The following is a 13,131-nucleotide window of genomic DNA, read 5'->3' on the forward strand; positions in this document are numbered from 1 at the left end:
GGGAATCCTTCCGGAGCGCAGTATGCCCGCATCGGCCCAACCGCCGGCCGCGTCCGCGCCCACCCTGGCGTCCAGGCCGCTGCCCGACCGCGTCCGCAGCCTGCTCGGCGGGATTCTCGAGTACGCCTCGGACGAGCTGGAACGGGTTCTGGTCTCCACGCTCAACGAATTCGAACAGCAACTGTTCAAGTACGCCGAGCAGGCCCGCAGCAACCTGGTGCAGACCCGCTGGCTGGAGGCGCAGCGCCTGGTCAAGCGCACCCGGCCCGACCTGGTGCCGCGGTTCCTGATCCTGCTCGAGGCGGAACTGGCCTGCATCAGGGACACTACCGGCCAGCGGCTGGCGCCAGGCGCCCTGCGCACGGGCGGCGAACTGAGCCTGGTGGAGAACGTCGAGCTGGACGAGGCCACGGTGCTGACCGAGATCTCGGGCCGCGCCGAAGTCCGCAACAGCCTGCCGCTGTACCTGCTGGGCCAGCGCTTCGGCGTGCTGGCCGGCAAGCCGGCATTCGATGCCGAAAACCTGCCGATCGGCCCGCAGGCCCTGTGCCGCATGATCCGTCAGGCATCCGAATGCCTGGAGCTGGGCGGCGAACACCGCCTGTTGCTGTTCCGCACTTTCGAGCGTCACCTGATGCCGCTGTACGGCAGCTTCGTCGAATCGGTGAACACCTACCTGGCCCGCAACGGCGTGCTGCCGAACCTGCAATACGTGCCGGTGCGGGTCCGGCCGGGCAGTCCTGCCGCTGCCGGCGCACCACCGGCGACACCGCGGCGCCCCGCGGCCAAGGCCGGTGCCGAAGACGCCGGAGGCGTAATCGGCCTGGGCGGCGCCGCCGCGGCCGGACCGGGCGGCAGCCCGGCCGGATACGGCGGCGGCGGCGCATACCGGGGCAGCGGGGTGGGCGGCGCCGGCGGCAGGCCCGCATCCGCCGGCGACGGCGTCCCCGGCGGCGGCGCGATGCCCGCAGGGTCGCCGGCCGCCGGTGCCGCCGGCAGCGACGCGGCCGGCGACGCCTTCCAGCAGATGCGCCAGCTGCTGGCCGGGCGGCGGCAGTTGCTGGGCAAGCTGACCGGTAGTCGCACCGTGCCGGGAGACGCCGGGATCCCGGTCGCCACCGACCTGGTGCAGCAGGCCCTGGGTGTCCTGCAGCACAAGGCACCGGCCACGGTGGTGGTCGACGGCAAGCCGGCGCCGCGCACCGTCAACCACCTCAAGCAGGACCTGCTGGCCCAGCTCCGCCAGGCCGTCCCCGACGGCAAGGCCCCGGCCCTGGCCGAGGAGGACGGCGACGCCATCGACCTGGTCGGCATGCTGTTCGACCACCTGATGAAGGACGTCAGGCCCAACAGCCCGGCGGCGCTGCTGCTGTCGAAGCTGCAGGTGCCGCTGCTGCGCGTGGCCCTGCAGGACAAGGCCTTCTTCACCCGGCAGCAACATCCGGCCCGGCAGATGCTCAACGCCATCGCCGAAACTGGCGCCTATTGGCTGGGCGAGGACGACGCCGACAAGCAGCTGATCGGCAAGATGCAGACCGTCGTGGACCGCACGGTGCGCGAGTTCGACGGCAACCTGGACCTGTTCAACAACCTGCTGGAGGACCTGAGCGCCCACCTGCAGACCATTTCCCGAAAGGCCGAGGTCGCCGAGAAGCGGCATGTCGAAGCGGCGCGCGGCAAGGAGCGGCTGGCGTTGGCCCGGGAGCGCGCCGCCAGTTCGGTCGAAGCCCTGCTGAAGAAGCAGAACCTGCCCCGGTTCACCCACACCCTGCTCAGCCAGGCCTGGACCGACGTCATGGCGCTGACGGCATTGCGTCACGGCGAGGATTCCGAGGCCTGGACGCAGCAACTGGAAATCGCCGAACGGCTGATTTCGGTTGCCAAGGCGCCGCCCGGACAGTCGCCTGTGTCCGCTACCGAGGCCGCCAGCCTGCGTCAGGAAATCGAGACCTCGCTGTCCCAGGTCGGCTATCACAACGAGGAGGCGGCGGCGATTGCCCAACGCCTGGTCGAGCCGCAGACCAACACCGAGGACGACAACGCCGCCAGCCGCACCGAGCTGACCATGCGGCTCAAGGCCAGGGCCCGGCTCGGCGAGGAGCTGCAACAGGCGCGCAAGAAGAAGGTGACGCTGTCGGCCGAAGAACAGGCCCGGCTCGACCAGATCAAGCACCTGCCCTTCGGCACCTGGTTCGAGTTCAGGACCAGCCACGGCGAGAAGGTCCGGCGCCGGCTGTCCTGGTTCTCCACCGTCACCGGCCACGTGCTGTTCGTGAACCACCGTGGCCAGAAGGTCGGCGAACACACCCTGGAGGGTCTGGCCAAGGCCATGGTCAAGGGCGAGGTGCGCGTGGTCGAGGAAGAAAAGGGGACACTGATCGACCGCGCCTGGAACGCCGTCATGAATGCCCTGCGCTCTTTCGCCGGACAGACGCCGGCCGAGGTGCCCGCCAGATGAACCAGCCCAGCACCGATTACCGCCGCGCCAAGCGCCGCAAGGTCGGCTTCAGCGTGGACGTCACCGACACCATGACCGGCGAGGTGGTCGGGAAACTCAGTAACCTGTCCGAGACCGGAATGCTGCTGGTGCTCGGCCGGCCGCTGGTGGACGACGCGCTGTACCAGATGCGCTTCTTGCTGCCGGTCGAGGGCGGCGGCATGCGCAGCATCGAGGTCGGCGCGCACGAGCTGTGGTCGGACGATGCCGCCGCGCCGGGCCAGGTCTGGACCGGATTCCGCTTCATTGACGTGGCGCCGGACGATGTCGCCTTCATCCGCGAGTGGGTGGATGCGCCAGGCAGCCAGTACGTCTGAGTCCCGCCGGTCAGTCGGGCTGGTACTGCTGCTGGCCGTCCTGCTGGCAGCCTGCCGGCCGTCGCCCGAGGCCCGCTTCGAGCGGCTGCACGTGTTCGGCACCCTGGCCGACATCGAGATTCGCGACGCCGACCCGGCCGCGGCGCAGGCGGCGCTCGCCGAGGCGTCGGCGCTGCTGCAGCAGTACGAGCGTGAATGGCATGCCTGGGAGCCGTCCGACGTCACCCGCATCAACGAGGCCTTCGCCCGCGGCGAATCGGCCCGCGCTCCGGCCTCGGTGATCGCCCTGGTCGAACGTTCTCGCCCCCTGGTCGAGGCGACCGGCGGCCTGTTCGATCCGGGCATCGGTGACCTGGTGGAGGCTTGGGGCTTTCATACCTCGACTTTCCCGGTGCACACGCCGCCGCCGGCCGAGCCGGTCCTGGAAGCCTGGCGCCGGTCGCCGCCGAGCCTGCGGTCGGTACGGGTGCAGGCAGACCGGCTGTCCAGCGGCGATCCCCGCGTACGGCTGGACTTCGACGCCATCGCCGAGGGCGCGGCCAGCGAAGCCCTGCTGGACATCCTGCGCCGGCACGACATCCGCAACGCGCTGGTGAACCTCGGCGGCGACATCGTCGCCCTGGGCGACGGTGCGGGCAGGCCGTGGAAGGTCAACCTGCGCGACCCGTTCGGCGGCGTCCTGGGCGGCCTGGAGCTGGGCGACGGCGAGGCCCTGTTCTCTTCCGGCAACTACCACAAGTTCCGCAGTTCGCCCGCCGGCTCGCGCTGGCCGCACGTGCTGGACCCGCGCACGGGCTACCCTGCCCGCGGCGCCGCGGCCGTCGCGGTGCTGCACCCCGATCCGGTGCTGGCCGATGCCGGCGCCACGGCGCTGTTCGTGGCCGGGCCCGCCGGCTTCGCGGACATGGTACGGAGCCTGGGCCTCGGCTGCGCTTTGATGGTGACCGAGGACAACGAGTTGCTGGTGACGGCGGCCATGTCCCGGCGGCTGCGCCTGTTCCGGCAACCGGTCCCGCTGGGCGAACCGCTGGACCTGGGCCCGGACTGCGCCGCGCCGGCCGTCCTCAGTCCCGCTTCCTGAAGCAGGCCGCCGGCTCCGGCCGGTGCACGGCGAACCCCTGGGCGTAGTCCACGCTCAGGCCGCGCAGCAGGTCGCGAGCGCGCTCGTCGGCCACCCATTCGGCGATCACCTGCAGACCGAGCTGGTGGCCGATGTCGGTCACCGCCCGCACGATCGAATAGCTGACCGGGTCGGTCTCGATGTTGCGGATGAAGCTGCCGTCGATCTTGATGTAGTCCACCGGCAGGTTCTTCAGGTAGCCGAACGAGGCCATGCCCGAACCGAAATCGTCCAGGGCGAACCGGCAGCCGGCCGCGCGCAGCCGCTGCATGAACTCCACCGCCCGCGCCATGTTGCTGACCGCGGCAGTCTCGGTGATCTCGAAACATATCCGCTGTGGGGACACCCCGTAGTCGTCCAGCGCCCGCAGCACGAACTCGGCGAAGGCATTGTCCTCGAAGGTCGGCCCGGACAGGTTGATGGCGCATAGATGCACCGGGCGATCGGAGGCATGCAGGTGCCCGAAGTTGGCCAGCGCGGTCTCCACCACCCAGCGGTCCAGCTGCGGCATCAGCCCGAACCGTTCGGCGGCCGGGATGAAGGCGCCCGGCGGGACCATCGCGCCGCTTTCGTCGCGCATCCGCACCAGCATCTCCACGTGCACGCCCTCGGCCTGCTCGCCGTGCCAGAGCGGCGCAAGCTCCTGGTAGTGCAGCTCGAAACGGCCATCGGCAAGCGCTTCGCGGATGCGTCCGGCCCATTCCATCTCGCTGCGCCGCTTGCTGGTCTCGGAATCCTGCTCGGAGAACAGGTGCACCCGGTTGCGGCCGCGTTCCTTGGCCATGTAACAGGCAGTGTCGGCATGCGCCAGCAGCGAGCGCTGGCTCAGGCCCGGACCGCGCATCATCACCACGCCGATGCTGGCGCTGATGCTGTAGTTGCGGTCCTCCCAGCCAAACACATAGCCGTCGATGGTGGACCGCACCTGTTCGGCCAGGGCCATGGCCGCGGCTTCCTCGACACCCTCGGCCAGCACCGCGAATTCGTCCCCGCCCAGACGGGCCATGAGCACGCCCTCGGGCAGGATGCCGGCCAGCAGGCTGGCCAGCTGCGCCAGCAGCTGGTCGCCGGCGTAGTGCCCGGAGGTATCGTTGATGAGCTTGAACTGGTCCAGGTCGAGGTAGAGCAGCGCGCAGCTCGGCCCGCCGGCGTCGAGGGCGGCGATGGCGGCATCCAGCCGGCGTTCGAACTCGCGGCGGTTGTACAGGTTGGTCAGCGAGTCGTGGCTGGCCTGGTAACTCAGCTCCTCGCTGAGCACACGCAACTCGGTGATGTCGTTGGCCACCGCCAGCAGGTGCGGCCGGCCTTCCAGCTGGATCAGCGACACCGACAGCGTGGCCCAGAACGGCGACTGGCCCGGCGCCCGCAGCCTGGCCGTCTCGTTGACGATGCTGCCGGGGCTACGGGTGATCGCGGCCACCCGTTCGCGCAAGGCCGGCTCCTCGATCAGCTCGAGCAGGGGCAGATGCGGATTGGCGTCGGTGCCGAAGCGATCCCTGAACGCCTGGTTGGCGTACACCAGCGAACCGTCCTCCGCCCTGGCCAGCACCACCAGGGCCGGCAGCAGTTCGTTCAAGGCGCGGAAGCGCTCCTCGCTCTCGCGGTACTGGGCGGACAGTTCCCCCGCCAGGGCCAGGGCCCGCGAGCGGGTGCTGGCGATGGACCAGGCCAGGGTGGCCATCAGGGCACTGGCGAGCACGCCGATGGCCAGGGTCAGCCAGGGCAGCCACGCCGCCGCCGCCGGATCGGGCCGCGCCACCGCCTCCAGGCGCCAGGTGCGGCCGCCGAAGGACAGCTCGCGCGTGTAGAACATCGGCTGGTCGCCGGCAACCGTATCCAGGTCCTCGTCGGCGAACAGCAGGGCGGGCTCCGCCTCGCTGATGTCGGACACCCGCAGGGCGAAACGTTCGCGCGCTTCCGCCGGCAAGGCGTCGCCGATCAGGCGGCTGACCCGGAAGGAAGCCGCCAGGGAGCCAATCTCCCGGGCGCGGCGCTCGGCGAGGTCACGCGGCCGCGGCCCCGGGCTGAACACCGGCAGGCGGATGGTCACGCCGTCATTGGGACCGGGCATGCCGGCCCGCTGGATCAGCTCGAAGGGGCCCGACATCACCGCCCGGTCCGAATCGCGAGAGAACCGCAGGGCGGTCAGGTTGGCGGGCTGGCTGCCCACATCCAGGCCGAACAGGCGATCGTTGCCGGACCGGGGCGCCGCGAGCACCGTGATGTAACGCACGCTGCCCTCTCCCTCGCCGCCGGCCAGCACCCGCTTCTCGGCGTAGGCGACGGCCTGCAGGCTGGGGAACTGTTCCCGCGGCCGCAGGTTGTCGTACATGGCCTGGAACTCCTGGTCGGTGACCCGTTCCGAGGCCAGGAACAGTGCCTGCATCGAGCGCACCAGCAGGCCGCAGGTGAGCAGTTTGGCTTCGACCGCGTCGAAGGCGCTCGCCGCCAGGCGTTCGAGGCGGACCCGTTCGGCCGTGGCCAGCGAATCGCGATGGGTCGCCGCCGCCATCAGGCTCAGCGCCAGGCCCAGGCCCAGTGCCGCAAGGCTCCACCACCAGGCCGAGCGGCCCGACGACGCCCCCTCCTTGTGCCGCCGCGTTTCCATCCGCTCTCCTGCGTCGGGGCCGCCGTTGCGGCACAATCCGGGCCTGCTTCCCTGCCCGGTACGCGTCATGTCCAACCGCGAACTCGCCACTCTATATCGCGCCCACCTCGAAACAATCAAGGCGCGCGTTGATCGTGCGTTGCAAAAAAGCGGGTTCGACCACCTGCTCGTGACCTCGGGCGTGGAGAAGCACGAGTTCCTGGACGACCGGCCCTACCCCTTCAAGGTCAACGCCCAGTTCAAGGCCTGGCTGCCCCTGACCCGGCATCCGCACTGCTGGCTGGCCTACACCCCCGGTCGCAAGCCGGTGCTGGCCTACTACCAGCCGGACGACTACTGGCACGTGCCGCCGGCCGCCCCGGAAGGCGTCTGGCTGGACGAGTTCGACATCCGGGTGGTCCGCGATCCGGCCGAGGCGGCGCAGCACCTGCCGCGCGAGGGCCGCCGCGCCATCATCGGCGAAGCCGATGCCGCCCTGCCCGGTTTCGAGCCCAACAACCCCAAGGCCCTGCTGGACTACCTGCACTACCACCGCGCCTACAAGACACCCTACGAACTGGACCGCATGCGCGCCGCCCAGCGCCGGGCGGTGCCGGGCCACCGGGCTGCGCGCGAGGCCTTCCTGGCTGGCGCCTCCGAGGCGCAGATCCACGCCGCCTACCTGGCCGCCACCGGCCACTCCGACCTGGACCTGCCCTACAACAACATCGTCGGCCTGAACGAGCACGCTGCCACCCTGCACTACCAGTACAAGCAGACCGGCGCGCCGGCGCGCTCGCTCAGCCTGCTGATCGACGCCGGCGCCGAGGTGGACGGTTACGCCAGCGACATCACCCGCACCTGGGGCAACGGCGACGGCGGTTTCGCCGAGCTGCTGCAGGCGGTGGACGCCGAGCAGCAGGCCCTGTGCGCGGGGGTGCGGGCCGGCACCGACTATCGCCAGCTGCATCTGCAATGCCACCTTCGACTGGGCGGCGTGCTGCGCCAGTTGGGCATCGTCGCCATGGACCCGGACGAGATGCTGGCCACCGGCGTCAGCGCCACCTTCTTCCCGCACGGCCTGGGCCACCCGATCGGCCTGCAGGTGCACGACGTGGCCGGCCTGAGCGACGAGGACGGCCGGCCGATTCCGCGCCCCGAGGGCCATCCCTTCCTGCGCATGACCCGGACGCTCGAGCCGGGCATGGTCGTCACCATCGAACCGGGCCTGTACTTCATCCCTACCCTGCTGGCGAAGCTGAAGCAGACGCCGCAGGCGAGGCACGTCGACTGGAACCGTGTCGAGCAACTGCTGCCCTACGGCGGCGTCCGCATCGAAGACGAAGTCCACTGCACCGACGGCGACCCGGAAAACCTCACCCGCGCCGCTTTCGCCGGCGCTTGAGGCGGGGGGATGTCGGCGGCGTGAGCCGCGGCTGGAACCCGATCCTGACGCCGGCGATCATTCCCCGAGCCGCGCGCGCTGGGCGGAGAGGGCGGTGTGCTGGGCGGTCCAGTCGGCCAGGCGCTGGCGTTCCTGTTCGACCACGGCGGCCGGTGCGTTGTTGACGAAGGTCTCATTGCCCAGCTTGGCCTCGCACTTGCCGATCTCGGCGGCGATGCGCCTGAGCTCCTTGTCCAGGCGCGCGCGCTCGGCGCCGAGGTCGATCAGGCCCTCGAGCGGGATCAGCAGCTTGAGCGCGCCGAGCACGGCCGCCGCCGCCACCGGCGCCTCGCCCTCGATCCACTCGATGCCGTCCAGGCGGGCCAGGAACTTCAGCGCCGGCGTGTGCCGGACGATGCGCTCGCGGTCGGCCGGCTCGCCGTCCTGCAGGCGCAGCGGCACCGCCTTCGAGGGCGCGATGCCCATCTGGCTGCGGATCGAGCGTATCTGGCTGACGGCCGACTTCAGCCATTCGATGTCGGCGGCCGCCTCGGCCTGGTCGAAAGCCGGCTGCGGCTCCGGCCAGGCCTGGGTGCTGATGCTGTCGCCGCCGCGGCCCAGCTTCGGCGCCACCGCCTGCCAGATCTCCTCGGTGACGAAGGGGATGATCGGGTGCAGGGCGCGCAGCAGCTGCTCGAGCACGTGCAGCAGGGTATGCCGGGTGCTGTCGGCGGCGGCCGCATCGCCGCCCTGCAGGGCCGGCTTGGCCAGCTCGACGAACCAGTCGCAGTACTCGTTCCAGGCGAACTCGTACAAGGCCTGGGCGGCCAGGTCGAAGCGGTAGTCGGCATAGGCCGCCTCCAGCTCGCGCAGCATTTGGTTGAAGCGGTGCAGGATCCAGCGCTCGGCATCGCTGCGCGGCTGCGGCAGGCCTTCCGCCTGGAAACCCTCGCAGTTCATCAGGGCGAAGCGGGCGGCGTTCCACAGCTTGTTGCAGAAGTTCTTGTAGCCCTCGCAGCGGGCCAGGTCGAACTTGATGTCGCGGCCATGGGTGGCCAGCGAGGCGAAGGTGAAACGCAGGGCGTCGGCGCCGAAGGCCGGGATGCCGTCCGGGAACTCCTTGCGGGTGGCCTTTTCGATCTTCTGCGCCATCTGCGGCTGCATCAGGCCGGCGGTGCGCTTGGCCACCAGCTCCTCGAGCGAGATGCCGTCTATCAGGTCGATCGGGTCCAGGATGTTGCCCTTGGACTTGGACATCTTCTGGCCATCCTTATCGCGCACCAGGCCGGTGATGTAGACGTCGCGGAAGGGCACCTTGCCGGTGAAGTGGTCGGTCATCATGATCATCCGGGCCACCCAGAAGAAGATGATGTCGAAGCCTGTCACCAGCACCGAGGTCGGCAAGCGTTGGTGGAAGCCCCGCATTTCCATCGCTTCCGGGTCTGGCCAGCCGAGCGTGCTGTGCGACCAGAGCGCCGAGCTGAACCAGGTTTCGAGCACATCGCTGTCCTGCTGCAACCAGACGTCGTCGCCGAGGCCGTGTTCGGCCCGCACTTCCGCCTCGCTGCGGCCGACGTAGGCCTTGCCGGCGGCGTCGTACCAGGCCGGGATGCGGTGGCCCCACCAGAGCTGACGGCTGATGCACCAGTCCTGGATGTTCTGCATCCAGTGCCGGTAGGTGTTGATCCAGTTCGGCGGCACGAAGCGCACCTGGCCACTTTCGACCAGCTCCAGGCCGCGCCTGGCCAGCGCGTCCATCCTCACGAACCACTGGTCGGTCAGGTAGGGCTCGATCACCTGGCCGGTGCGGTCGCCGCGCGGCACCATCAGCCGGTGCCTTTTCTCCTCGAGCAGCAGGCCGGCGGCCTCGAGGTCGGCGACGATCGCCTTGCGGGCGGCGAAACGGTCCAGGCCACGGTACCGCTCCGGAATGCCTGGAATCACCGTATCGTCGGCAATGCCGGCCTCGAGCGCACTCATCGCGGAGGCCGCGACGCTGCCCGCCGTCACCGCGTCCGGGTCGGTGCCGCCGACGACACGGGCGTCCGGCGTGAAGATGTTGATGAGGCCACGATTGGGCAGCCCGTCGAACACGCCGGACTCGACGTGACGCTTCCAGACCGCGTAGTCGTTGAAATCGTGCGCCGGCGTCACCTTCACCACGCCGGTGCCGAATGCGCGGTCCACGTAGGCATCGGCGATGACCGGGATCTCGCGATTGCTCAGCGGCAGTTTCACCGTCTTGCCGACCAGGTGGGCGTAGCGCTCGTCCTCCGGGTGCACCATCACGGCGCTGTCGCCGAGCATGGTCTCGGGACGGGTGGTGGCCACCACCAGTTCGCCGCTGCCGTCGGCCAGCGGGTAGCGGATGGACCACAGCCGACCCTCCTCCTCCTCGTTCACCACCTCCAGGTCGGAGATCGCCGTCTTCAGCACCGGGTCCCAGTTCACCAGACGCTGGCCGCGGTAGATCAGCCCCTCTTCGTACAGGCGCACGAAGGTTTCCGTCACCGCCCGGCTTGGGCCGGGATCCATCGTGAACGTTTCACGGCTCCAGTCGGCGCTGGCGCCGAGGCGCCGCATCTGCCGGGTGATGGTGTCGCCGGACTGGCGCTTCCATTCCCAGACCTTGGCGACGAACCTGTCCCGACCCAGGGAGTCGCGGGTCTCGCCCTTGCCCTCGCGCTCGAGATTGCGGCTCACCACCATCTCGGTGGCGATGCCGGCGTGGTCGGTGCCCACCTGCCAGAGCGTGTCGTGGCCCTTCATGCGGTGATAGCGGATCAGCGCGTCCATCAACGTGTGCTGGAACGCATGCCCCATGTGCAGGGTGCCGGTGACGTTCGGCGGCGGCAGCATGATGGTGTAGGGCTTGCCCGCGCCCGAGGGCCGGAAGCAGCCGGCGGCCTCCCAGCGCTGATACCACTTGGTCTCGAAGGTGCCGGGTTCGAAGCTCTTGTCCATGGGCCGGAAACGATGCGGGCCCGGCGCGGGCCGGGCGGAAAAATGGGCGGAAACGGGGCGGGAAAGGCCGCAAATCCTACCAAATCCGCTCTCCCGCGCGGTCCGGCGCCACCTCGCCGGGGCTGAGCAGGGCTCAGCGCGGCAGCAGGGCCATGGCCATGACGATGGCGTCCTCGCGCCCCTTCGCGGCCGGGTAGTAGTTCGGCCGGCGGCCGATCTCGTTGAAGCCTTCGCTGTGGTAGAGGGCGATCGCCCGCGGGTTGGACGGCCGCACCTCCAGGAAGACCTGGTGGGCATGGTGCCAGCGCGCCAGGTCCACCAGCCGGCGCAGCAGGCGGCGGCCATGGCCCTGGCCCTGCAGCTCCGGCGCCACGCAGACGTTGAGGATGTGCGCCTCGCCGGCCGCCGCCGACAGCACGCCGTAGCCGATGATTCCCTGCGCCGATTCCAGCACCCAGCAGTGATGCCCGGCACGCAGGCAGTCGCGGAAGATGCCGGCCGTCCAGGGAAACGGATAGGCGCGCGACTCGATCGCCATCACCGCCTCGATGTCGGCCTGGCGCATCGGTCGCATCCGGGCGGCGTCGCTGGGCCGCGCGTTCATGCCGGCTCAGTGCAAACGACGCAAGGCGCGCAGGACCGGCCAGAAGGCGCGCTTGGCGGCCGGACTGGCGCGCAGCTCGGCCAGGGGCGGCAGCACGTGGGCCAGCTCGCGGCCGCGGGCGGCGCGGCGCAGGGCCGCCTCCAGCCGCTCGAACCCTCCCGGCCGGGACGGCCCAGTCGCCGGCCGCAGACCCGCCGGCGGCGCGGCGGTCGCCGGCGAATGCGCGCGGGACGCCGGCGTATCGCCGAGCTGCACGCCGCCTGCCGGCGCGGCTTCGGCCAACCCGTCGCCCGGCCGGACATACAGGGTGTAGCCCATGGCCTCCAGGATCGCCCGCTGGGATTGGCTCCAGCTCATGTCGCGGGTCTGCGCCGGATCCGCGTCCAGGCCCACCAGGCCGGCCCGGACAGGGCGTAAAGCAAAGCAATGGCGAACAGGCCCTTGGCCTGGGCGATGAACAGCACCGCGATCACCAGCACCACCAGCGCCATCACGTAGAAGGGTACCCGGTCGCCCCTGGGAAAACCCTTGAAACTGAAATAGCGGATCCGGCTGACCATCAGCAGGCCGGCTGTCACGGTCACCAGCAGGGCCGACCAGCGCAGGGCCTGGCCGGCATAGCCGAAGCTGGTCATGGCCCAGACGAAGGACACCACCAGGGCCGCCGCCGCCGGGCTGGCCAGGCCGATGAACCAGCGCTTGTCCACCGCCGCCACCTGGGTGTTGAACCGGGCCAGGCGCAGGGCCGCGCAGGCCGCGTACAGGAAGGCCGCTGCCCAGCCCACCTTGGCCAGCACCGGCCCGTCGGCCCGGAAGCCGACCAGGGCCCAGTGGTACATCACCAGCGAAGGCGCCATGCCGAAGCTGACCAGGTCGGCCAGGGAGTCGTACTGCACGCCGAACTCGCTGGTCGTGCCGGTCAGGCGGGCCACCCGGCCGTCCACGCCGTCGAACAGCGCCGCCACGAACACCGCGATGCAAGCGTTCTCGAAATGGCCGCTGGCCGCCGCCAGGATGGCGTAGAAACCCGCGAACAGGCCACCCGTGGTGAGCAGGTTCGGCAACAGGTAGATGCCGCGGCCGCGGGCGGCGTTGTGGTCGTCGGTGGGCTGCATGGCGGAAGTGTAGCGGCTCCCGGGCCGGGCCAGCAGCCTCCGCCTTGCGGGGCTTTGGCCCTGGTGGTATCACGGGGCTCCCGCCGTCCGGAGCACTGCCATGAACCGCATCGTCCTGATCGCCACCCTGGCCCTGGCCCCGGCATCCGCGCTGCTGGCGGCCGAGGACAAGGTCACCGTGTACAAGACCACCACCGAAGACGGGGTGAACGTCTACTCGCAAACCGAACTGGAAGGTTCGCAGGCGCGCCAGGTGAGCGGCGACACCGGCGAAGCGCCGCCGGCCGGCGAGCAGGCCCCGGCCAAGTCGCCGGTCGAGCAGGCCTGCGAAAAGGCCCGGGCCAACTACGAGCTGCTCAGCTCGGACAAGCGCCTGCAACGCGACAAGGACGGCGACGGCGTGATGGAGGAATACACGGCCGAGGAGCGCGCCGCGGAGACCGACATCGCCCGCCGGCAGATGCAGGCCTACTGCGCGCAGGAACCCGAATCCTGAGCCGCTGGCCCCGGCCCTGGCCGGGGTCCGGCCCGCCTGCGCCAGCC

General features: G+C 70.3%; 10 protein-coding genes. 5 read left to right on the top strand and 5 right to left on the bottom strand.

Features of this window, described 5'->3' with window-relative positions; all coding sequences use genetic code 11:
* The first annotated feature begins 22 nt into the window (after positions 1 to 22).
* Genes F0415_RS05270 through F0415_RS05280 form a run of 3 tightly spaced genes read left to right on the top strand, consistent with a single transcriptional unit; the run spans position 23 to position 3,895 of the window.
* The gene (locus F0415_RS05270; protein WP_149860154.1) at positions 23 to 2,458 is read left to right on the top strand and encodes a DUF1631 domain-containing protein; all 2,436 of its coding nucleotides are present in this window, start codon (positions 23 to 25) and stop codon (positions 2,456 to 2,458) included.
* Positions 2,455 to 2,814 (top strand): PilZ domain-containing protein, encoded by a 360-nt coding sequence (locus tag F0415_RS05275; RefSeq protein WP_149860155.1) that lies wholly within the window; start codon positions 2,455 to 2,457, stop codon positions 2,812 to 2,814. The genes F0415_RS05270 and F0415_RS05275 overlap by 4 nt, the downstream gene beginning before the upstream one ends.
* On the top strand, positions 2,789 to 3,895 hold the full coding sequence (locus F0415_RS05280; RefSeq protein ID WP_188310296.1) for an FAD:protein FMN transferase: 1,107 nt from the start codon (positions 2,789 to 2,791) through the stop codon (positions 3,893 to 3,895). Before F0415_RS05275 ends, F0415_RS05280 begins: the two co-directional genes overlap by 26 nt.
* Here the strand turns inward: F0415_RS05280 and F0415_RS05285 are convergent.
* The gene (locus F0415_RS05285; protein ID WP_149860157.1) at positions 3,879 to 6,542 is read right to left on the bottom strand and encodes a bifunctional diguanylate cyclase/phosphodiesterase; all 2,664 of its coding nucleotides are present in this window, start codon (positions 6,540 to 6,542) and stop codon (positions 3,879 to 3,881) included. The two genes, F0415_RS05280 and F0415_RS05285, sit on opposite strands and share 17 nt — an antisense overlap.
* A 67-nt stretch (positions 6,543 to 6,609) precedes the next feature.
* On the opposite strand from F0415_RS05285, the gene pepQ reads away from it, so the two are divergent.
* On the top strand, positions 6,610 to 7,926 hold the full coding sequence (pepQ, locus tag F0415_RS05290; RefSeq protein ID WP_149860158.1) for a Xaa-Pro dipeptidase: 1,317 nt from the start codon (positions 6,610 to 6,612) through the stop codon (positions 7,924 to 7,926).
* 57 nt (positions 7,927 to 7,983) lie between these two features.
* Here pepQ and F0415_RS05295 read toward each other — a convergent pair whose 3' ends face one another.
* The 4 genes from F0415_RS05295 to pssA all read right to left on the bottom strand — a co-directional run bounded on the left by F0415_RS05295 (position 7,984) and on the right by pssA (position 12,588).
* Positions 7,984 to 10,869, bottom strand: a complete 2,886-nt coding sequence (locus F0415_RS05295; protein ID WP_149860159.1) for a valine--tRNA ligase — start codon at positions 10,867 to 10,869, stop codon at positions 7,984 to 7,986.
* 133 nt (positions 10,870 to 11,002) lie between these two features.
* Positions 11,003 to 11,473, bottom strand: a complete 471-nt coding sequence (gene rimI / locus F0415_RS05300; protein ID WP_149860160.1) for a ribosomal protein S18-alanine N-acetyltransferase — start codon at positions 11,471 to 11,473, stop codon at positions 11,003 to 11,005.
* 6 nt (positions 11,474 to 11,479) lie between these two features.
* Positions 11,480 to 11,830, bottom strand: a complete 351-nt coding sequence (locus F0415_RS05305) for a hypothetical protein (RefSeq protein WP_188310297.1) — start codon at positions 11,828 to 11,830, stop codon at positions 11,480 to 11,482.
* Positions 11,827 to 12,588 (bottom strand): CDP-diacylglycerol--serine O-phosphatidyltransferase, encoded by a 762-nt coding sequence (gene pssA, locus F0415_RS05310; protein WP_149860162.1) that lies wholly within the window; start codon positions 12,586 to 12,588, stop codon positions 11,827 to 11,829. Before pssA ends, F0415_RS05305 begins: the two co-directional genes overlap by 4 nt.
* 100 nt (positions 12,589 to 12,688) lie before the next feature.
* Between pssA and F0415_RS05315 the strand changes: the two genes are divergently transcribed.
* Complete coding sequence (locus F0415_RS05315; RefSeq protein WP_149860163.1) at positions 12,689 to 13,084, top strand: DUF4124 domain-containing protein; 396 nt, start codon at positions 12,689 to 12,691, stop codon at positions 13,082 to 13,084.
* Positions 13,085 to 13,131 lie beyond the last annotated feature (47 nt).

The sequence above is a fragment of the Arenimonas fontis genome (assembly GCF_008386465.1).
Taxonomy (GTDB): domain Bacteria; phylum Pseudomonadota; class Gammaproteobacteria; order Xanthomonadales; family Xanthomonadaceae; genus Arenimonas; species Arenimonas fontis.

What these genes read in the sequence shown, in the direction of transcription:
- F0415_RS05270 (WP_149860154.1), top strand. Translation starts at nt 23, where the DNA reads ATGCCCGCATCGGCCCAACCGCCGGCCGCGTCCGCGCCCACCCTGGCG.
- F0415_RS05275 (WP_149860155.1), top strand. Translation starts at nt 2,455, where the DNA reads ATGAACCAGCCCAGCACCGATTACCGCCGCGCCAAGCGCCGCAAGGTC.
- F0415_RS05280 (WP_188310296.1), top strand. Translation starts at nt 2,789, where the DNA reads ATGCGCCAGGCAGCCAGTACGTCTGAGTCCCGCCGGTCAGTCGGGCTG.
- F0415_RS05285 (WP_149860157.1), bottom strand. Translation starts at nt 6,542, where the DNA reads ATGGAAACGCGGCGGCACAAGGAGGGGGCGTCGTCGGGCCGCTCGGCC.
- pepQ (WP_149860158.1), top strand. Translation starts at nt 6,610, where the DNA reads ATGTCCAACCGCGAACTCGCCACTCTATATCGCGCCCACCTCGAAACA.
- F0415_RS05295 (WP_149860159.1), bottom strand. Translation starts at nt 10,869, where the DNA reads ATGGACAAGAGCTTCGAACCCGGCACCTTCGAGACCAAGTGGTATCAG.
- rimI (WP_149860160.1), bottom strand. Translation starts at nt 11,473, where the DNA reads ATGAACGCGCGGCCCAGCGACGCCGCCCGGATGCGACCGATGCGCCAG.
- F0415_RS05305 (WP_188310297.1), bottom strand. Translation starts at nt 11,830, where the DNA reads ATGAGCTGGAGCCAATCCCAGCGGGCGATCCTGGAGGCCATGGGCTAC.
- pssA (WP_149860162.1), bottom strand. Translation starts at nt 12,588, where the DNA reads ATGCAGCCCACCGACGACCACAACGCCGCCCGCGGCCGCGGCATCTAC.
- F0415_RS05315 (WP_149860163.1), top strand. Translation starts at nt 12,689, where the DNA reads ATGAACCGCATCGTCCTGATCGCCACCCTGGCCCTGGCCCCGGCATCC.